The organism is Actinomadura geliboluensis, assembly GCF_005889745.1.
Classification (GTDB): Bacteria; Actinomycetota; Actinomycetes; order Streptosporangiales; family Streptosporangiaceae; genus Spirillospora; species Spirillospora geliboluensis.
Genome location: NZ_VCKZ01000150.1, coordinates 1 through 19,304, shown reverse-complemented (window position 1 = coordinate 19,304; position 19,304 = coordinate 1). Strand labels below are relative to the sequence as shown.

Genomic DNA, 19,304 nt, shown 5'->3' with positions numbered 1-19,304 from the left:
GCCGACAGGTGCGCCGAGACGGGGGTGCCGCCGGCCGGGGCCACCGACGCGCCGAGATCGGCCTGGGCGCTGAGGAGCCGCCCGCCCGCGGACGCGGTGGCGCCCGCCGAGAGGGAGAGCCCGGTGCTCCCGGCGGGCGACGCGGCCCGGCCGTCCAGCCGCGTGCCCGCCTTGGCGGTGGCGTCGCTCAGCGACGCGCTCGCGCCGGCCCGGAGCCGGACGCCCGCGCCGGTGTCCTGCGTGCCGGCGCCCGCGCCGACGTCGAGGCCGGCGCTCGCGGTCCGGGTGCGTTCGTCGTAGTCGAGCGTGGCGCCGACGCGCAGGTCGAGCAGCGGCTTCGCCTTCGGTGCGGTCGCCGCCTTCTTCGCCGGTGCTCTTCGGGTTTTCGTCTTCTTGGGTGTGATCAGCCTTTCCGTCTTCTTGATCGGCGCCTTTCGCGTCGTCACCGGTTTCGGGCGGGCCGTCTTCGGTTGAGCCGTCGTCGTCGGAGGGGTCGTGAGCTCGGCGAGGGGCGTGGAGGTCTCGGCGTGCGAGACGCCGCTCATGGCGGCGAAGCCGAGAACCGCGGCGCCGGCCGTCACCGCCAGTCTCCTACCGTGATGCACAGGTGCTCCTGAGTGATGGGTTGCACAACCTGCGAGCACGCTTGCACGTGACGTAGTCGATGGGAACATCGTTCGCGCCATTTGGGTAGAGGTTCACAAGAGGCTCCCGCGCGGGTTGTGCATCATTTCGCGAACCCCCGGCCCGGCCGGTGCCGGCTGCCGATGCGCGATCAGCGGAGACGGCCCCCGATACTGGGAGGGTGAGCAGGGTCATCGCGGGCAGCGCGGGCGGGCGGCGGCTGGCCGTCCCGCCGGGACGGGACACCAGGCCGACCAGCGACCGCGCCCGGGAGGGCCTGTTCTCCACCGTCCTCGCCCTCCTCGGCCCGCTGGACGGGCTGCGCGTCGCCGACCTGTACGCCGGGTCCGGCGCGGTCGGGTTCGAGGCGCTGTCCCGGGGCGCCGCGCACGCGCTGCTCGTCGAGTCGCACCCGCGCGCGATGCGGGTCATCCGGCAGAACGCGGGCGCGCTCGGGCTGCCCGGCGCCGTCCCCTGCCCGGAGAAGGTGGAGCGGCTCGTCCGGCGCGGGCCCGGCGAGCCCTACGACCTGATCTTCGCCGACCCGCCGTACGCGCTCGCGGACGCGTCCGTCACCGCTCTCCTGGAGGACCTGCGCGACCACGGCTGGGCCGCCCCCGACGCCCTGGTCGTCGTCGAGCGCGCGTCCCGCGGACCCGCGCTGACCTGGCCCGACGGGTACGAAGCAGAGCGCGAGAGGCGTTACGGTGAGGCGGTTTTCTGGTACGGCCGCGCCAACGGCCGTTGACGGGAAGGGAGATCGGGTAAAGGCATGCCCATGAAGCCCGGTATCGACCGCGCGGTGGGACGCACCTGGGTCGTCGCCCTGGTCATGGCCGTCGCCCTGATGGCGAACATCACGTACGTGCAGGGCTTCCAGGCGCAGGACCTCCGGGACGACTCGCTCAACGCCCGCCAGTTCGACGACCGCTTCAAGATCGACCGGGGCCCGATCGTGGCGGACGGCCAGCGGCTCGCCTGGTCGGAGAAGCTCGACGACGGCCGCTACCAGCGCCACTACAAGGACGGCAAGGTGTTCGCGCCGGTCACCGGCTACTTCTCCGTGTTCTCCCAGACCGGCCTGGAGAGCGCCGCGAACCACTTCCTGGACGGCACCGACGACCGCCTCGCCACCACCAACCTCGTCGACAAGCTCGTCGGCAACCACGTCCCCGGCGGGACGGTCGAGTCGACCATCGACGTCGGCGCGCAGCGCGCCGCCTACGCCGCGCTCGCGTCCAGCGGCGCCCGCCGCGCCGCGGCCGTCGTCCTCGACGCGAAGACGGGCGCGATCCGGGTGCTGGCGTCCACGCCGACCTACGACCCCAACGACGTGTCGACGCTCGACCGGCAGAAGGCCGTGAAGGCGTTCGAGCGGCTCAACGGCGAGAAGCTGAAGCCGCTGCTCGACAAGGCCACGCGGGAGCTGTTCCCGCCCGGCTCCACGTTCAAGACCGTCGTCGCCGCGGCCGCGCTGAAGTCCGGCGCCACCGCCGCGTCGCAGGTCAAGGCCGGCCGCAGCTACAAGCCGCCGGGCGCCGGGCAGGCGATCAACAACGACGCGGGCGACATCGGCGGGTCCTGCGACCTGAGCCGCATCCCGCTGGCGGAGTCGTACGCGCAGTCCTGCAACACCACGTTCGCGTTCATGGGCGCGGAGGAGCCCGGCAACGGCGCCGTCCACGAGGCGGCCGGCGGGTTCGGGTTCGGCGACCCGGTCGAGTACGCCGACGGCCTGCGGAGCGCCGCCAGCGCGTTCCCGACGACCGACCAGCCGTCGCTCAGCGCGCTCGGCTCCATCGGGCAGGGCAGCACGGTCGCCAGCCCGCTGCAGATGGCCATGGTCGCCGCCGGCGTCGTCAACGACGGGGAGGTCATGCAGCCGCACCTCGTCGACAGGCTGCGCGCCCCGAACGGCCGCACGGTCGACACGATCTCGCCGCAGCGGATGTCGCGGGCGCTGACGTCCGGGCAGGCGAAGCAGATGCGGGACATGATGGAGGCCGTCGTCGACCGGGGTACCGGCAAGACGCTGAAGGGGACGTCGATCGTCGGCGGCAAGACCGGTACCGCCGACATCGAGGGCGCCGCCTACAACGACCGCTGGTTCATCGGTTTCGGGCCGGGGAACGACGCGAAGTACGCGGTCGCGGTGATGACCGAGGCGCCCGGCTACGGCATCGAGTCGGGCCCGATCGCGGCCCGGATCCTCAAGGCCCTGGGCGACTGAGCGGCCCCCGGGCGGCATGCCCGGACCGCAGGCCCGGAGGGCGTACCCGGACGGCCGGGCGAGCCCGGGTGAAACCGGGCCGAATGCGATTTGGTACGTTCACGCCGCAGGTCAGAAACCGGGACCGAAGGGGTTCGCGTCGTGCGCCGTGTCGTCTGTCCGGGATCGTTCGACCCCGTCACCAACGGGCATCTCGACATCATCAGCCGCGCCTCCCGTCTGTACGACGAGGTGGTCGTCGCGGTGCTGATCAACAAGAACAAGAAGAGCCTGTTCACCGTGGACGAGCGCGCCGACATGATCGCCGAGGTCACCGCGGAGTACGGCAACGTCAAGGTCGACAAGTTCTACGGGCTCACCGTCGACTACTGCAAGGAGCAGGACATCCCGGTCATCGTCCGGGGGCTGCGGGCCGTCAGCGACTACGAGTACGAGCTGCAGATGGCCCAGATGAACCACCGGATCGCCGGGGTGGAGACCCTCTTCATGGCGACGAACCCGGAGTACGCCTTCCTGTCCTCGAGCCTGATGAAAGAGGTCGTGAAGTTCGGCGGGGACATCTCCGGACTCGTCCCCGACAGCGTCCACGCCCGCCTCGTGGACCGCCTCCAGCAGCAGGGCTGACGGCCCTCCCCGCCCCGTGAGCGGCGGACGGACGGGTCGCGAGTTGGGTCACCGCCCCGGGTTCGGTACCCTGGGACATCGGCCATCGACGGCGGCCGCCGTTCACCATGCCTCACGAAAGCAGGAATCCGCTGACACGCCTCGACCCCAACGCCCCTCTCGTGCTCGACACCCGAGCTCTGGGCCGGCAGCCGGGATCGTCGCGCGAGGAGCGCCTGACCGTGCCGGCACCGGAGGACTTCGGCGTCGAGATGGTGGGCGTCCCCGAGGGCGCCGCGATCGAGCTGGACCTCCGGCTCGAAGCGGTCCTGGAGGGGGTGCTCGTCACCGGCACGGCGACGGTCCCCCTGGAGGGGGAGTGCTCCCGCTGCCTCGACCCGATCGCCTCGTCCTTCGAGGCGGACTTCCAGGAGCTGTTCGTCTACGACGACACCCGCTCGGGCGGGAACGCCGACGACGATGAGCTCCGCCTCGAGGGCGACCTCATCGACCTCGAACCGGTCCTGCGGGACGCGGTGGTGCTCGCGCTGCCGCTGTCCCCGCTGTGCCGGGACGACTGCCCGGGCCTGTGCCCGGACTGCGGTGCGCGGCTCGCGGACGTCGAGCCCGGGCACCACCACGACGTCGCCGACCCCCGGTGGGCGGCGCTGCAGGACCTCGCCGGCGACATGGCGCCGGCGGACCCCGACCGGGGGAACGGGAGCTCCGGCACCCGTGGTTCATTCGACCGACGAGAAGGAAAGCAGGAGGGCTGACGTGGCCGTCCCGAAGCGGAAGAAGTCGCGCAGCAACACGCGGCACCGGCGCGCGCAGTGGAAGACCGCGGCGCCGAACCTGGTCGAGTGCCCGACGTGCCGCGACCACAAGCTGCCGCACACCGCGTGCGCGACATGCGGTACCTACGACCGGCGGCAGGTCATCACCCCGTCGGCCTGAGTCTTCTCGCATCCTGGGGGGCGGATCCGCGCGCGGCGCGGCCCGCCCCCCACGGTGCGGGACGGCACCACCCCGACCACCCCGGCGCGCGACGTCGGCGTGGTGACCGGCGCGGAGACCGCGCCCGGAGCCGTGGTGCACGCCGGGATCAGCCGACCGGCGCGCACCTCGTCTTCGCGGACATCCTCCCCGCCGCGCGTCCTCGCCGTCCCGGCCGTTCCGGCCGGCGCGCCGCACCAGCGACCGCGCCATGCGCGGTGCACGGCCTGCGAGGAGGGCCCGTGAGCGCCAAGAGGAGCGCACCCACGCCGGACCGCGCGGAACTGACCGCCGCGCTCGGCGTCGACGTGACCGACGAACTGCTCGAACGTGCCCTGACGCACCGTTCGTACGCCTACGAGAACGGCGGCCTGCCCACCAACGAGCGCCTGGAGTTCCTCGGCGACTCGGTGCTCGGGCTCGTCGTCACCGACACCCTGTTCCGCGGCCACCCCGACCTGCCCGAGGGGCAGCTGGCCAAGCTCCGCGCCGCCGTGGTGAACATGCGCGCCCTCGCGGGGGTCGCCCGCGGCCTCGGCGTCGGCGCGCACATCCGGCTCGGCCGCGGCGAGGAGGGCACCGGCGGCCGCGACAAGGCCTCGATCCTCGCCGACACCCTGGAGGCGCTGATCGGCGCCGTCTACCTGGACCGCGGCCTCGACGAGGCGTCCGCCCTCGTCCACCGGCTCTTCGACGCGCTGATCACCCGGTCCGCGGGCCTCGGCGCCGGGCTGGACTGGAAGACCTCGCTGCAGGAGCTCACGGCCGTGGAGGAGCTCGGCGTCCCCGAGTACCACGTCGCCGAGAGCGGCCCCGACCACCAGAAGACATTCCGCGCGTCGGTGCGGGTCGGCGGGAAGACCTACGGCTCGGGGGAGGGCCGCAGCAAGAAGGAGGCCGAGCAGCACGCCGCCGAGGCCGCCTGGAACGAGATACGCGCGCTCGTCGTGGAGCGGGACGCCGGCGAGCAGACCGGCGGGCAGACCGGTGAGGCGGCGCAGGCCGGTGCCTGAGCTGCCCGAGGTCGAGGTCGTCCGGCGCGGCCTCGACCAGTGGACGACCGGCCGGACGATCGCGTCCGCGGAGGTCCTGCACCCCCGCTCGGTGCGCCGCCACGAGGCGGGCCCGGCCGACTTCGCCGCCCGCCTCGCCGGCCGCGCGATGCGCGCGCCCCGCCGCCGCGGCAAGTACCTGTGGATCCCGCTCGACGGCGAGTCCGAGGCGGTGCTGGCCCACCTCGGCATGAGCGGGCAGCTGCTCGTCGGCGACCCCGGCCGCGAGCGCGAGAAGCACCTGCGCGTCCGGGTCGGCTTCGACGACGGCGGCCACGACCTGCGCTTCGTCGACCAGCGGACCTTCGGGCACCTGATGCTCACCGACCTCGTCCCGGACGCGCACGCCGCCGGGTCGCTCGTCCCCGAGCCGATCGTGCACATCGCCGCCGACCCGCTGGAGGACGCCTTCGACCCCGAGGTGTTCTTCCGCGCGCTGCGGCGCCGCAAGACGGGGATCAAGCGGGCCCTGCTCGACCAGTCGCTGATCAGCGGCGTCGGCAACATCTACGCCGACGAGGCGCTGTGGCGGGCCAGGCTGCACTGGGCGCGCCCCACCGAGACGATGACCCGCGCGGAGGCCACGCGCCTCCTGGAGGCCGCACAGGAGGTCATGGGCGCCGCCCTCGCGGTCGGCGGGACGTCCTTCGACAGCCTGTACGTCAACGTGAACGGCGAGAGCGGCTACTTCGAGCGCTCCCTGGACGCCTACGGCCGCCGCGACGAGCCCTGCCGCCGCTGCGGGGCGCCCATCCGCCGCGACGAGTTCATGAACCGCTCGTCCTACAGCTGCCCGGTGTGCCAGCCGCGCCCCCGGCGGGCGCACTACTAGGGTTTCCTCGCGTGACGGACGACGAGGAGAACGTGCGGCTCACGGCCTGGGTGCGCGGACGCGTCCAGGGCGTCGGGTTCCGCTGGTGGGTGCGGTCGCGGGCGCTGGAACTCGGCCTGGCCGGCAGCGCCACCAACCTGAGCGACGGCCGCGTCGAGGTGGTGGCCGAGGGCCCGCGCGGCCGGTGCCGCGACCTGCTCGACCTGCTGGGCGGCGACGGCGGCGCCGGCCGTCCCGGCAAGGTCACCGGCGTCACCGAGCGCTGGAGCGACCCGCGCGGCGAGGCCGCCGGATTCGTGGAGCGGTGACGGGTAGGGAGTTCCGGTTTGTACCTGCTAAACTAGTAGAGGAAGGTTGTTACCGGCCTGTGATGTGCGGCTTGACCAGGACACCGGCCGGTGCGACTCTAGACGATACGCGCACCGACTTCAGCTGATTCTCGTGCGCGATCCCTGCTGGTTACTCAGCGTGGAGGACCCTTAGTCATGGCGAAGGCTCTACTCGGCCACGTCGGCGGTCCCGACCCCCGGATGGTCGCGGAGATGCGGCGCCTGCAGCAGCGCGTACGTGACCTGGAGGCCGAACTCGTACGGCTCCAGGCGGAGAACGACGCGCTTGCGACGGCGACGGACGACGATGTGATGTCGCTCGCGGTGAAGGACCGCGAACCCGCGCTGACCTGATCTCGGCGCGTCATCCTCAAAACACAGGGACGTCGAACCTCGGCGTCCCTAGGTGTTTGTTTACTTCACCCTTGGCGTCAGGCGCTGGGGCGCCTTACACGTCGCAGACCTGCAATGCGTGCGGGCACCGCGCCCGGGACAACCGCGAGAGCCAAGCGGTGTTCCGGTGCACGGCCTGCGGGCACCGGGCCAACGCCGACGTCAACGCCGCACGCAACATCCGAGACACCGCCGTGGGGCGCACGGTGGCCGCGCGGGGAGGCACGCCGTTGGGCGGGCCGGTGAACCGCGAACCTCAACCCGCTCTCCTCTCCGTATAGGGGACGGTTGGAATCCCCCGCCTTCAGGCGGGGGAGGACGTCAATCGGCACAGATCTGGTCTTGTCCGGGTCTGGGCCGTGGCGTTGGCCCTCTTTGGCGGCTGCGGTCGCTTGTGGCGCGCTGTGCTGATTGTCATCGTGCCGGGGTGCCGTGGTGGGGCCATAGCTCAATTGCATGACCTGCCCTTCGGTCACTGTCTGTCGGGGCGGTGGGGTGGGTGCATCCTGGGGAACGGCTTCGGCCTGGGATATGTGGTCAAAATGTGGCAAAGGTTTCGGGGGTTCGGGGCGGCCGGAACCGGGGGTTCTGCGTTGATCTTTGGAATCGTGGCATCGGACCGGGGCGGGGCGTGACTCGCCGGGTCGTCGGGGCGGGTACGCGATAGCCTCTAGCGTTGCGATTCCGGGCCGCGGAGCGAGGGAGGGACGGCGGGTGTACCTGAAGACGTTGACGCTGCGCGGCTTCAAGTCCTTCGCGTCGTCCACCACGCTCAAGTTCGAGCCGGGGATCACGGCCGTCGTGGGGCCGAACGGGTCGGGCAAGTCCAACGTCGTGGACGCGCTGGCCTGGGTGATGGGCGAGCAGGGCGCCAAGTCGCTGCGCGGCGGCAAGATGGAGGACGTCATCTTCGCCGGCACGGCGAACCGGGCGCCGCTCGGGCGCGCCGAGGTCGTGCTGACGATCGACAACGCCGACGGGGCGCTGCCGATCGACTACACCGAGGTGACGATCAGCCGGCTGATGTTCCGGTCGGGGTCCAGCGAGTACGCGATCAACGGCGACTCGTGCCGGCTGCTCGACATCCAGGAGCTGCTGTCGGACTCGGGCATCGGGCGCGAGATGCACGTCATCATCGGGCAGGGGCAGCTCGACCGCGTCCTGCACTCGGGCCCGGAGGGGCGCCGGGCGGTGATCGAGGAGGCCGCCGGCGTCCTCAAGCACCGCAAGCGCAAGGAGAAGGCGCTGCGGAAGCTGGACGCGATGCAGGGCAACCTGACCCGCGTCCAGGACCTCACCGGCGAGCTGCGCCGCCAGCTGAAGCCGCTCGGCAAGCAGGCCGAGATCGCGCGGCGCGCGGCGGTGATCCAGGCCGACCTGCGGGACGCGCGGCTGCGGCTGCTGGCCGACGACCTCGTCACGCTGCGGACGAGGCTGGAGCAGGAGGCCGCCGACGAGGCCGCGATCCGGGAGCGCCGCACCGAGACGGAGCGGGCGCTGGGCGAGGCGCAGCGGCGCGAGGCCGTCCTGGAGGCGGAGGAGGCCGAGCAGGCGCCGAGGCTCGCGCAGGTCCAGGACACCTGGTTCCAGCTGTCGGCGCTGAAGGAGCGGCTCCGGGGCGTCGCCGACCTCGCCGCCGAGCGGCACCGCAACGCCGCGGAGGCGCGCGAGGAGGAGCGGCGGGGCCGCGACCCCGAGGACATGGAGCGCGAGGCCGCCGAGATCCGCGAGCAGGAGGAGCTGCTCCGCGCCGCGCTGGACGAGGCGCAGGACGGCCTCGCCGACGCCGTGGAGCAGCGGACGGGCGTCGAGGAGGCCCTCGCGGCCGAGGAGCGCCGCCTGCAGGCCGCCGCGCGCGCCGCCGCCGACCGCCGCGAGGAGCTGGCCCGGCTGCGCGGCCGGGTCGAGGCGCTGCGCAGCAAGGCGCAGGCCGGCCGGTCGGAGATCGGGCGGCTCGCCGACGCCCGCGAGGAGGCCGAGCAGCGCGCCGACGACGCCCGGGTGGAGTTCGAGGCGTTCGAGGCCGAGGTCGTCGAGGACCCCGCGCTCGCCGCCGAGCACGAGGCCGCGCAGGAGGCGCTCGCCACCGCGAAGGACGCCGCCGAGGCCGCGCGCGCCGGCGTGGACGGTCCGCGCGGGGCGCTGAAGGAGGCGCGGGGCGCGGTGGGCGCCGCGCGGTCCGCCGACCAGGCCGCGCAGAAGAAGGTCACGGCGCTGCAGGCGCGGATCGAAGCCCTGAACCTGACGCTGGCCAGCGCCGCCGACGGCGGCGAGGCGCTGCTGTCGGCGGGCGCGGACGGTTCCCTCGAAGGCGTGCTGGGCACGGTCGCGTCGCTGCTGAACGTCCGGTCCGGGTACGAGACGGCGGTCGCCGCGGCCCTGGGCAACGCCGCCGAGGCCATCGCCGTCGGGTCGCTCGACACGGCCGAGGCCGCGCTGGCGCTGCTGCGCTCCCGCGACGCCGGGCGCGCCGGGCTGATCGTCGGCGGGGGAGCGGTCACGCCGGGCGCGCGGGTGCCGGGCGTCGACTACGCGATCGACGCGGTGAGCGTCCCCGAGGTCGTGCGGCCCGCCATGGAGCATCTTCTGCGGGACGTGGCGGTCGTTGACGACGTGCCGTCCGCCGCGGCGCTCGTCCGGCGGGAGGCGTCCCTGCGCGCCGTGACGCGCGACGGTGAACTCGTCGGGGCGCACTGGGCGCAGGGTGGTGCGAGCAGCGGGCAGGGCCTTCTGCAGATGCGCGCGACCCTTGACCAGGCCACCGAGGATCTCGCCGCCGCGGAGACGGCGGCCGGGGTCGCCGCCGACGAACTCACTGCGTCGATTGAGCGCGAGCAGTCCGCCCAGATGGCACTGGAGGCCGCGGAGGCCGCCGCCGGCGAGGCCCAGGCGAGCGTGAACCAGGCCCAGGCCGAGCTTGACCGCGTCCGCGCGCGCGTGCGCGAGTTCGACGCGCAGGCGGCACAAGAGGCCAAGCGCGCCGCGCGCCTGGAGGCCGACGTCCGGGCCGCGCGCGGCGAAGTGGAGCGGCTCACCAAGGCGCTGGACGCCGCCACCGAGTCGCTGGAGCGCGACACCCAGGCGGCCGAGGAACTGGCGATGCGGCTCGCCGAGTCGGAGGAGGCCGCCGAGGTCGCCGACGCGGCCGGGCACGACACCGAGGCGCGCGACGAGCTGCACGCCCGCAGCCAGGAGCTGCGGTCCGCCGAGATGGAGGCGCGGCTGTCGGTCCGCACCGCCGAGGAGCGCGTGCAGGCCATCACCGGCCGCGCCGACGCCCTCGAACGCGGCGCCCGCCGCGAGCGCGAGGAGCGCGCGCGGGCCGCGCAGCGCCGCGCCCGCCGCGAGGAGCAGGCCAGGGTCGCCAAGGCCGTCCACCGCGGCGCCCGCACGTCCCTCGACCGCATCGAGCACTCCCTCGCCGCCGCCGTCCGCCGCCGCGAGGCCGCCGAGCAGGCCAAGGCCGCGCGCGAGGCCGAGCTGAAGGTCGTCCGCACGCAGGTCCGCGAGCTGTCGGCGACCCTGGAGCGCCTCGTCAACGTCGTCCACGGCAACGAGGTCGCCCGCGCCGAGCAGCGGCTCCGGCTGGAGCAGTACGAGCAGCGGGCCCTGGAGGAGTTCGGCCTGGAGGTCGAGTCGCTCGTCGCCGAGTACGGCCCGGACCAGCTCGTCCCGCCCGACCCGGAGAAGGGGGAGGACGCCCGGCCCGTCCCCTACGACCGGGCCGTCCAGGAGAAGCGCGCCAAGGTCGCCGAGCGGCAGCTCAACCAGCTCGGCAAGGTCAACCCGCTCGCCCTGGAGGAGTTCGCGGCGCTGGAGGAGCGGCACGCGTTCCTCACCTCGCAGCTGGAGGACCTCAAGAAGACCCAGCGGGAGCTGCTCGGCCTGGTCAAGGAGGTCGACGACCGCGTCCAGGAGGTGTTCGCCGCTGCCTACGACGACACGGCCCGCGAGTTCGAGCGGATCTTCGCGCGGCTGTTCCCCGGCGGCGAGGGCAGCCTGTCGCTGACCGTGCCCGACGACATGCTCACGACCGGGGTCGAGGTGTCGGCCCGCCCGCCCGGCAAGAAGGTCAAGCGGCTGTCGCTGCTGTCCGGCGGCGAGCGGTCGCTGGTCGCCATCGCCTTCCTGGTCGCCGTGTTCAAGGCCCGCCCGTCGCCGTTCTACGTCCTGGACGAGGTCGAGGCCGCGCTGGACGACACCAACACCCAGCGGCTCATCACCGTCTTCGAGGAGCTGCGCGAATCGTCCCAGCTCATCGTCATCACCCACCAGAAGCGCACCATGGAGGGCGCCGACGCCCTCTACGGCGTCAGCATGCGCGGCGACGGCGTCACCCAGGTCGTCAGCCAGCGGTTGAGCTAATTGCTTCGCCCTCGGCGGGCGGCGCTGGCGCGCCTTCCTTCCACGGGCTTCGCGGCGATCGCTGCATCGCTCCGGCTCGCCTTGCGGCTCGCTGCGCGATCAGGTTCTTGCTTCGCTCGAACCTGGCTTCGCACGCGATCGCAACGTTGAGGTCGTCGCGGGCCGAGCTTACGGACGTGTGCCTTGATGCCGGTGGCGTGTTGCGGATTTCATATGGCCGTAATATTCGCGGGCGGTGATTGGAGCGTTGCATCGCCTATCCGTCCGCAATTCGGACGGGCGTGGAATCTTTTTTGCCCGGCAATAACTGATTGATTACGGGCGCGTTGTCGCCGGTGACGTACGCGCCACGTGATCCGCGTGCACGGACGGTGATGCGGTGGCGACGCTGGCGGGCTTGTGCGGCTCCGGGGCTTCCACTACCCATGTGCACCGTGGTTCTCCGGCTCCCCTCACCGGGTGCCCCCGTCCGGTACGGAGGACCATGGGAGAGGTGCTGCCCATGGACGCCCGCAAACTCAAGGACAATTTCGCCCTGGTCGGCGCGAACGGCGTGGACGTCGCCGAGTATTTCTATGCCGACCTTTTCGCGCGTGAGCCGCGGCTCAGATCGATGTTCCCGGCCGCGATGGCCAAGCAGCACGAGGTGCTGCTCGCGGCGCTGTCGCAGATCGTCTCGTCCGTCGACGACCCGGACGCGCTCGTGCCGTTCCTGCGGGACCTCGGCCGCCGCCACCACGGCTTCGGCGTCGCCGCCGACCACTACGCGCCCGTCGGCGCGAGCCTGCTCGCCACCCTCGCCCACTTCAGCGGCCCCGCGTGGAACGCGGACCTCGAACGCGACTGGACGGCCGCCTACGGCGTGGTCGCCCAGGTCATGACGGAGGCCGCCGCCGAGCCCGTCTCCTGATCCGCGTGGACGCCCAGCGGCTGAAGGACAGCTTCGACCGGGTCGCGGGACAGGGCGACGCCGTCGCCCTGTTCTTCTACTCCGACCTGTTCGTGCGCAACCCCCACCTGCGCGACATGTTCCCCGTCGGGATGAGCGGTCAGCGGGACAAGCTGCTCCGCGCCCTCGGGCAGATCGTCGCCCAGGTCGACGACCTGCCGGCCCTCGTCCCGTTCCTGCGGCAGCTCGGCCGCGACCACCGGCGGTTCGGGATCGTCGCCGAGCACTACCCGCACGTCGGCGCCAGCCTCCTCGCCACGCTGCGGCACTTCACCGGCGACGACTGGACCGACGACGTCGAGGGCGACTGGAACGCCGCCTACACCCTGGTCGCCAAGGTCATGCTGGAGGCCGCCGACGAGCACGCCCTCACGACCCCCGCCTGGTGGAACGGCCAGGTCGTCGCGGTCGAGCGGCGCCGGTTCGACATCGCCGTGCTGCGCGTCCAGCCGGACCGGCCGCTGCCCTACCGGCCCGGCCAGTCGGTCGCGCTGGAGGTGCCGTCGCGGCTGCGGCACTGGCGGTACTACTCGATGGCGAACGCGCCCCGCCCCGACCACACCGTCGACTTCCACGTCCGGCTGGTGGACGGCGGGCCGGTGAGCCCCGTCCTGGTGCGCGGCACCGAGACCGGCGACCGGGTCCGGATGGGCGCGCCGATCGGCACGCTCACCCTGGACGAGGACTCGCCGCGGGACGTCCTGCTCGTCGCGGGCAGCACCGGCCTGGCCCCGCTCAAGGCGATCCTGGAGCAGATCTCGCGGCGTCCCGCCCCGCCGCGCGTGCACCTGTTCTTCGGCGCCCGCACCCGCGACGGCCTGTACGACCTGGAGGACCTGACCAAGCTGGCCGGCGGGTTCCCCTGGCTCACCGTCGTTCCCGCCGTATCGGACGAACCCGGCGGACACGGCTTCTCCGCCGTCCTCACGTCGGGCGACGGCGACGTCGAGCACGGCAACCTGTCGGACGTCGTGGCCAGGCACGGCCCCTGGGACGGCCGAGACGCCTACGTGTGCGGGCCGTCCGCGATGGTCGGCCACACCGTCGAGCAGCTGGCCCGCCTCGGCGTGGCCCGCGACCGCATCCGCCTGGAAACCTTCCCAGACGCACAGAGGTGACCGCGTTGAACTCCCCGAACCTTCCCGTGGTGTCCGCCGGCACGCGGCTGACCCCGGGCGAGCTCCGCTCGGTGGTGTTCGCGCGGGCCGCCCTCGGCCGCCGCGGCTACGACGAGGAGCAGGTCCGCGGCTTCCTCGCCTACGTCGAGGACGAACTCGTCCAGATCTTCACCGACAAGGCCGCGCTCGCCGACGAGGTGAACCGGCTGCGCGCCCAGGCGGCCAAGGGCGGCGGCACCGGCGTGATGGCGCCCGAGGACGCCCACTTCCAGGCCGTCCGGATCCTGTCGCAGGCCCAGCAGACCGCCGACCTGTACGTCGCGGACGCCGAGCGCTACACCCGCGAGCTGGCCCACGAGGCGCGGCTGCACCGGGAGGCGATCCTCTCCGACGCCAAGGGACGCGCCGAGCACCTGCTGGAGGACGCCCACCGCAAGGCCGCCGCCGTGGCCGACGCGGCCGTCCGCTCCACGGAGGAGACCCGGCCCGTCCCCCTGCCCGACGACGAGCGCCGCTCGATGGAACGGGAGATCGCCTACCTGCGCACCTACAGCGACGTCTACCGCACCCACCTGCGCTCCTATCTGGAGGCCCTCCTCCGCAACGTCGACGAATGGGAGACCTCCGAACGGGCATCGTTGCCAAGCCGATCACCGGACCCGCAATGACCTGAGCGACGGGTGGAAAGCTCGGTCTTCTGGGTTCGAAGCTCGGCCACCGGCTACGGGCAGGCACGCGGAGCGAGCTCTGCGAGCGCAGCGGGCCTGCCCGCCGAGCCGGGCGACCGCAGCGACACGCCACAAACCCGCACGGTCACAACACACCAGCACCGTGGCGTGAGGATCGACCGGCTCGCAACGGGGGTTCCAGGGGGTCGCCCCCCTGGGCCAACACAGTGTGAGGATCGACCGGCTCGTGACGGGGGTTCCAGGGGGTCGCCCCCCTGGGTAGACACAGCCCCCCTGGGAGAACGTGCAAAACTTGGGGGCGCTATGGAATATCTGATCGTCATCGCCGCGCTGGCCGCCGTCGCTCTGATCGTCGGTGGCATCACGCTGCTGAGGCCCCGCCGTACCCGCCCGCGCCCGCCGGTGGAGCGCCCGACGGAACGCACCGGCGGCGCCACGGCCGTCGACGAGGCGGAGGCGCCCACCGTCGAGGCGCCGCCGACGGAGGTGCCCGCTCCGCGTCCCACGATCGAGATCGAGAAGCCGCCGCCCGGTGCGGGGCGTCTCGTCCGGTTGCGGGCCCGGCTCGCGCGCTCCCAGAACACGTTCGGCAAGACCCTGCTCGGCCTGCTGTCGCGCGACACGCTCGACGAGGACGCGTGGGAGGAGATCGAGGACACGCTCATCACCGCCGACATGGGCGCGGCGGTGGCCCGCCAGGTCACCGACGACCTGCGGACCCGCGTCCAGGTGCTCGGCACCCGCAGCCCCGAGGACGTCCGCGGGCTGCTGAAGGACGAGCTGGTCAAGCAGATCGGCCCGGATCTCGACCGCTCGCTGCGCACGGAGGGGCACGGCGACCGTCCGGCGGTGCTGATGGTCGTCGGCGTCAACGGCACCGGCAAGACCACCACCTGCGGCAAGCTCGGCCGGGTCCTGGTCGGGGACGGCAACACGGTGGTGCTCGGCGCCGCCGACACCTTCCGCGCCGCCGCGGCCGACCAGCTGGAGACCTGGGGGACGCGCGTCGGGGCGCAGGTCGTCCGCCGGGACGAGGGCGCCGACCCGGCGAGCGTGGCGTTCGACGCGGTCAAGCAGGGCATCGAGTCCAAGGTCAACGTGGTGATCATCGACACGGCGGGCCGGCTGCACACCAAGACCGGGCTGATGGACGAGCTGGGCAAGGTCAAGCGCGTCGTGGAGAAGCAGGCGACGGTGGACGAGGTCCTGCTCGTCCTGGACGCGACGACCGGGCAGAACGGCATGCAGCAGGCACGCGTGTTCGCGGAGGTCGTGAACGTCACCGGTGTCGTGCTGACCAAGCTGGACGGCACCGCGAAGGGCGGCATCGTCGTCCAGGTGCAGCGGGAGCTGGGCGTGCCGGTGAAGCTCGTCGGGCTTGGGGAGGGGCCGGACGACCTCGCCCCGTTCGAGCCGGAGGCGTTCGTGGACGCGATCCTGGGTGACTGAAATAGACCTCTAATCGGTTAAAAACGGCATGTGAGGAATTAGAAACACGCACGAAACACCCCGGTTGCGCTTTTCACACCGGTGAAACGCGGGAGCCCCGCGCACGAAACCGCCGAGGTCGAGTCTCTGAGCAGTTCGAAGTTCCCTGGCGAGGAGGGACTCTCTCAGAGATGAAGATCGATAGCGGTAATACCGCCTGGATGCTGACGAGCACCGCGCTCGTCCTGCTGATGACACCCGGGCTCGCCTTCTTCTACGGAGGCATGAGCCGCGCCAAGAGCGTGCTCAACATGATGATGATGAGCTTCGTCAGCATCGCCGTGGTGGGCATGGCGTGGGTCGTCTACGGCTACTCCCTCACGTTCGGCGACGGCGGCGCCCTCAGCGCGTTCATCGGCGGGTTCGGCGACTGGGGGCTCGTCGGCCTGGAGAAGGCCGCGACGGCCGACGACGGCACGGGCATCCCGCAACTGGTGTTCGTGGCCTTCCAGGCGACGTTCGCCATCATCACCGTCGCCCTGATCAGCGGCGCCGTCGCCGACCGCGCCAAGTTCGGCGCCTGGGTCGTGTTCACCCTGGTGTGGGCCACGCTCGTGTACTTCCCGATCGCCCACTGGGTGTGGTGGTCGGACGGCCGGGACGGCGGCAAGGCCGGCTGGCTGTTCGACCTCGGCGCCCTCGACTTCGCGGGCGGCACGGTCGTCCACATCAACGCCGGCGTCGCGGCGCTCGCGCTGGTGCTCGTCCTCGGCAAGCGCAAGGGCTGGCCGAAGGAGCCGATGCGCCCGCACAACCTCCCGTTCGTCCTGCTCGGGGCCGGGCTGCTGTGGTTCGGGTGGTTCGGCTTCAACGCCGGGTCCGCGCTCGCCGCCGGCGAGACCGCGGCCGTCGCGTTCGTCAACACGCTCGCCGCGACCTGCGCCGCCGCGTTCGCCTGGATCGTCGTCGAGAAGCTGCGCGACGGCGCGTCCACCACGCTCGGCATCGCCTCCGGCGTCGTCGCCGGGCTGGTCGCCGTCACCCCGGCCTGCGCATTCATCACCCCGCTCGGCGCCATCGCCCTCGGCCTCGTCGCCGGCGCGGTCTGCGCGTTCGCGGTCGGGCTGAAGTACCGGCTCGGCTACGACGACTCGCTCGACGTGGTCGGCGTCCACATGGTCGGCGGCATCGTCGGCGCCCTGCTCATCGGCCTCCTGGCCACCACCGCCGTCAACGACGCCGGCGCGGACGGGCTGCTCGCCGGCGGCGGGTTCGCGCTGCTCGGCAAGCAGGCCGTCGCCGTCCTGGCGACCCTCGTCTACTCCTTCGCCGTGACCTACGGGATCGCCAAGGTCATCGACCGGGTGATGGGCTTCCGGATCAGCGACGACGACGAGGCCGCCGGCATCGACAGCACGGCGCACGCGGAGACCGCCTACGACTTCGGCACCATCCGCGCGGGCATCGGCTCCGGGGCGACCGCGGCCGCGCCCGCCCCCGCGAAGAAGGTTGAGGCGTAGGGATGAAGCTCATCACGGCGGTCATCAAGCCGTTCAAGCTGGACGAGGTCAAGAAGGCCCTGGAGACCTTCGGGGTCAAGGGCATGACCGTCAGCGAGGCCAGCGGCTACGGCCGGCAGAAGGGCCACACCGAGGTCTACCGAGGTGCCGAGTACCAGGTCGACCTGGTGCCCAAGCTCCGGATCGAGGTCCTGGTGGACGCGGCGGACGCCGACGACATCATCGACGTGATCGTCCGCGCCGCCCGCACCGACAAGATCGGCGACGGCAAGGTGTGGGCGGTCCCCGTGGACACCGTCGTCCGCGTCCGCACCGGCGAGACCGGCCCGGAAGCCCTCTAGGACGCCCATGACCGACTCCGCGCCCCGCAGCCCCCGGCCACTGCCCTCGGCACGGCCCGAGACGCCGTCCGGCCGGGGGCGACGGGCCGGAGAAGCCGACGCGGTCCCGGCCGCCCGCGCCTCCCTCGCGGCGGCGCGGGCGTCGCGCGCCACCGACCTGGACCGCCACCTGGCGGCCCTCCTGTCCGCTGCCCTGTCACCGGACGCGACCGCGCCTCCGGCCACGCCCGCGCGCGCCCCGGCGGCTGTGATCTCCGGTGGGGTCGCGCTGGCCGCGGTGGGGAGCCACGCGCGCCGGGAGCTGACGCCCGGGGGCGATCTCGACCTCGTCCTCCTGCACCGCGGCAGGGCCGACGTCGCCGGGATCGCCGACCGGGTCTGGTACCCGCTGTGGGACTCCGGGACGCGGCTCGACCACTCCGTCCGCACCGTCCACGAGGCCCGGACCGTCGCCCGCGGCGACATGAAGGCCGCGCTGGGGCTGCTGTCCGTGCGCCGCGTCGCGGGCGACCACACCCTCGTGGACGAACTGCGCGCCGCCGTCCTCGCCGACTGGCGCGCCGACGCCGCCGTCCGGCTGCCCGAACTGGCGGCGATGTGCCGGGAGCGCTGGGAGGCCCAGGGCGAACTGGCCTTCCTCCTCGAACCCGACCTCAAGGAGGCCCGCGGCGGGCTGCGCGACGTCCACGTGATGCACGCCGCCGCCGCGTCCTGGGCGGCGTCCGCCCCCGACGGCCGGGTCAGGGCCGCCCACGACCTGCTCCTCGACGTGCGGCACGCGCTGCACGAGGTCACGGGCCGCTCCACCGACCGCCTCGTCCTGCAGGAGCAGGAGGCCGTCGCCCGCGCCCTCGCCCTGCCGGACGCGGACGTCCTGCAGCGCTCCGTCGTGGACGCGGCCCGCACGATCACCTACGCGGGCTCCACCCTGTGGCGGCGCGTCGACCGCTTCACCCGCCCCGCGCCCGGCGACGTCTCCACCGCCCTCCGGCCGCCGGCCGGCCCCGCACGGGCCGCCGAGCGGCGTCCCGTCGGCGACGGCGCCGTCGAGTACGAGGGCGAGGTGGTGCTCGCCCGGAACGCCGACCTCGGCGACCCCGCTCTCGTCCTCCGCGTGGCCGCCGCGGCGGCCCAGGCGGGGCTGCCGCTCGCTCCCGCGACGGCGGCGAGGCTCGCCGAGTCCGCCGCCCTGCCGCCGGTGCCGTGGCCCTCCGGCGCCCGCGACGCGCTCGTCTCCCTGCTCGGCGCCGGTCCCGCCGCCATCGCCGTCTGGGAGGCCCTCGACCGGGCCGGGCTGATCGTCCGGCTGCTGCCCGAATGGGAGCACGTCCGGAACCGGCCGCAGCGCAACCCCGTGCACCGCTACACGGTGGACCGCCACCTCGTGGAGACCGCCGCCGGCGCCGCCGCCCTCACCCGCGAGGTCGCCCGCCCCGACCTCCTGCTCGTCGGCGCCCTGTTCCACGACATCGGCAAGGGCCGGCCCGGCGACCACTCCACCGCGGGTGCCGCCGCCGTCCGCGGCATCGGGACGCGCCTCGGGTTCCCCGAAGACGACGTCCGCGTCCTCGAAACCCTCGTCCGCCACCACCTGCTGCTCCCCGACACCGCCACCCGCCGCGACATCGACGACCCCGTCACCGTGCAGCACGTCACCGGCGCCGTGTCCGGGGTGCCGGGCCGCGAACGCGAGATCCTCGACCTCCTCGCCGCCCTCGCGATCGCCGACGGCGCCGCCACCGGACCCGCCGCCTGGGGCGCCTGGAAGGCCGGCCTCGTCGCCGAACTGGCCCGCCGCGCCGCCGCCGCCCTCACCGGCGGGACGCCGCCGCCCC

General features: G+C 73.1%; 19 protein-coding genes. 18 read left to right on the top strand and 1 reads right to left on the bottom strand.

The genetic code is table 11. The features are described 5' to 3' along the window. Positions 1-581, bottom strand: a 581-nt coding sequence (locus ETD96_RS20790) for a hypothetical protein (protein ID WP_138638134.1), incomplete at its 3' end; no start/stop codon positions are given. Positions 582-805: 224 nt separating this feature from the next. On the opposite strand from ETD96_RS20790, the gene rsmD reads away from it, so the two are divergent. The 18 genes from rsmD to ETD96_RS20700 form a co-directional block, all read left to right on the top strand. Next, positions 806-1,372 (top strand): 16S rRNA (guanine(966)-N(2))-methyltransferase RsmD, encoded by a 567-nt coding sequence (gene rsmD, locus ETD96_RS20785; RefSeq protein ID WP_138638133.1) that lies wholly within the window; start codon positions 806-808, stop codon positions 1,370-1,372. A gap of 30 nt (positions 1,373-1,402) precedes the next feature. Beyond that, on the top strand, positions 1,403-2,854 hold the full coding sequence (locus ETD96_RS20780) for a penicillin-binding transpeptidase domain-containing protein (protein WP_138638132.1): 1,452 nt from the start codon (positions 1,403-1,405) through the stop codon (positions 2,852-2,854). A gap of 141 nt (positions 2,855-2,995) precedes the next feature. Continuing rightward, positions 2,996-3,478 (top strand): pantetheine-phosphate adenylyltransferase, encoded by a 483-nt coding sequence (gene coaD, locus ETD96_RS20775; RefSeq protein ID WP_138638131.1) that lies wholly within the window; start codon positions 2,996-2,998, stop codon positions 3,476-3,478. 107 nt (positions 3,479-3,585) lie between these two features. Beyond that, positions 3,586-4,233, top strand: coding sequence for a YceD family protein (locus ETD96_RS20770; protein ID WP_138638130.1), 648 nt, complete (start codon positions 3,586-3,588; stop codon positions 4,231-4,233). A gap of 1 nt (position 4,234) precedes the next feature. Next, positions 4,235-4,414, top strand: coding sequence for a 50S ribosomal protein L32 (rpmF, locus tag ETD96_RS20765; protein WP_089324772.1), 180 nt, complete (start codon positions 4,235-4,237; stop codon positions 4,412-4,414). 281 nt (positions 4,415-4,695) lie between these two features. Beyond that, the gene (gene rnc / locus ETD96_RS20760; RefSeq protein ID WP_138638129.1) at positions 4,696-5,466 is read left to right on the top strand and encodes a ribonuclease III; all 771 of its coding nucleotides are present in this window, start codon (positions 4,696-4,698) and stop codon (positions 5,464-5,466) included. Further along, complete coding sequence (gene mutM, locus ETD96_RS20755) at positions 5,459-6,337, top strand: bifunctional DNA-formamidopyrimidine glycosylase/DNA-(apurinic or apyrimidinic site) lyase (RefSeq protein ID WP_138638128.1); 879 nt, start codon at positions 5,459-5,461, stop codon at positions 6,335-6,337. Before rnc ends, mutM begins: the two co-directional genes overlap by 8 nt. A gap of 11 nt (positions 6,338-6,348) precedes the next feature. After that, positions 6,349-6,645 (top strand): acylphosphatase, encoded by a 297-nt coding sequence (locus ETD96_RS20750; RefSeq protein WP_138638127.1) that lies wholly within the window; start codon positions 6,349-6,351, stop codon positions 6,643-6,645. Positions 6,646-6,822: 177 nt separating this feature from the next. Continuing rightward, positions 6,823-7,020 carry a hypothetical protein gene (locus tag ETD96_RS20745; RefSeq protein WP_021598747.1) on the top strand — a complete coding sequence of 66 codons (198 nt, stop codon included), beginning with the start codon at positions 6,823-6,825 and terminating at the stop codon, positions 7,018-7,020. 56 nt (positions 7,021-7,076) lie between these two features. After that, complete coding sequence (locus ETD96_RS46780) at positions 7,077-7,340, top strand: zinc ribbon domain-containing protein (RefSeq protein ID WP_386867330.1); 264 nt, start codon at positions 7,077-7,079, stop codon at positions 7,338-7,340. Between the two features lie 433 nt (positions 7,341-7,773). Then, positions 7,774-11,424 carry a chromosome segregation protein SMC gene (gene smc, locus ETD96_RS20735; protein WP_138638126.1) on the top strand — a complete coding sequence of 1,217 codons (3,651 nt, stop codon included), beginning with the start codon at positions 7,774-7,776 and terminating at the stop codon, positions 11,422-11,424. A gap of 484 nt (positions 11,425-11,908) precedes the next feature. Further along, entirely contained in the window at positions 11,909-12,334 is a 426-nt protein-coding gene (locus tag ETD96_RS20730) for a globin domain-containing protein (RefSeq protein ID WP_138638125.1), read from the top strand. A 5-nt stretch (positions 12,335-12,339) separates the two neighbouring features. After that, entirely contained in the window at positions 12,340-13,491 is a 1,152-nt protein-coding gene (locus ETD96_RS20725) for a globin domain-containing protein (RefSeq protein WP_205719374.1), read from the top strand. Between the two features lie 5 nt (positions 13,492-13,496). Then, positions 13,497-14,159 carry a DivIVA domain-containing protein gene (locus tag ETD96_RS20720; protein WP_171069146.1) on the top strand — a complete coding sequence of 221 codons (663 nt, stop codon included), beginning with the start codon at positions 13,497-13,499 and terminating at the stop codon, positions 14,157-14,159. A gap of 324 nt (positions 14,160-14,483) precedes the next feature. Continuing rightward, the gene (gene ftsY / locus ETD96_RS20715; protein ID WP_138638124.1) at positions 14,484-15,629 is read left to right on the top strand and encodes a signal recognition particle-docking protein FtsY; all 1,146 of its coding nucleotides are present in this window, start codon (positions 14,484-14,486) and stop codon (positions 15,627-15,629) included. Positions 15,630-15,799: 170 nt separating this feature from the next. Then, positions 15,800-17,128 carry an ammonium transporter gene (locus ETD96_RS20710; protein WP_138638123.1) on the top strand — a complete coding sequence of 443 codons (1,329 nt, stop codon included), beginning with the start codon at positions 15,800-15,802 and terminating at the stop codon, positions 17,126-17,128. A 2-nt stretch (positions 17,129-17,130) separates the two neighbouring features. Beyond that, entirely contained in the window at positions 17,131-17,469 is a 339-nt protein-coding gene (locus ETD96_RS20705; protein ID WP_138638122.1) for a P-II family nitrogen regulator, read from the top strand. 7 nt (positions 17,470-17,476) lie between these two features. Further along, positions 17,477-19,304 (top strand): [protein-PII] uridylyltransferase (locus ETD96_RS20700; RefSeq protein ID WP_138638121.1); only part of this gene is annotated, 1,828 nt, incomplete at its 3' end.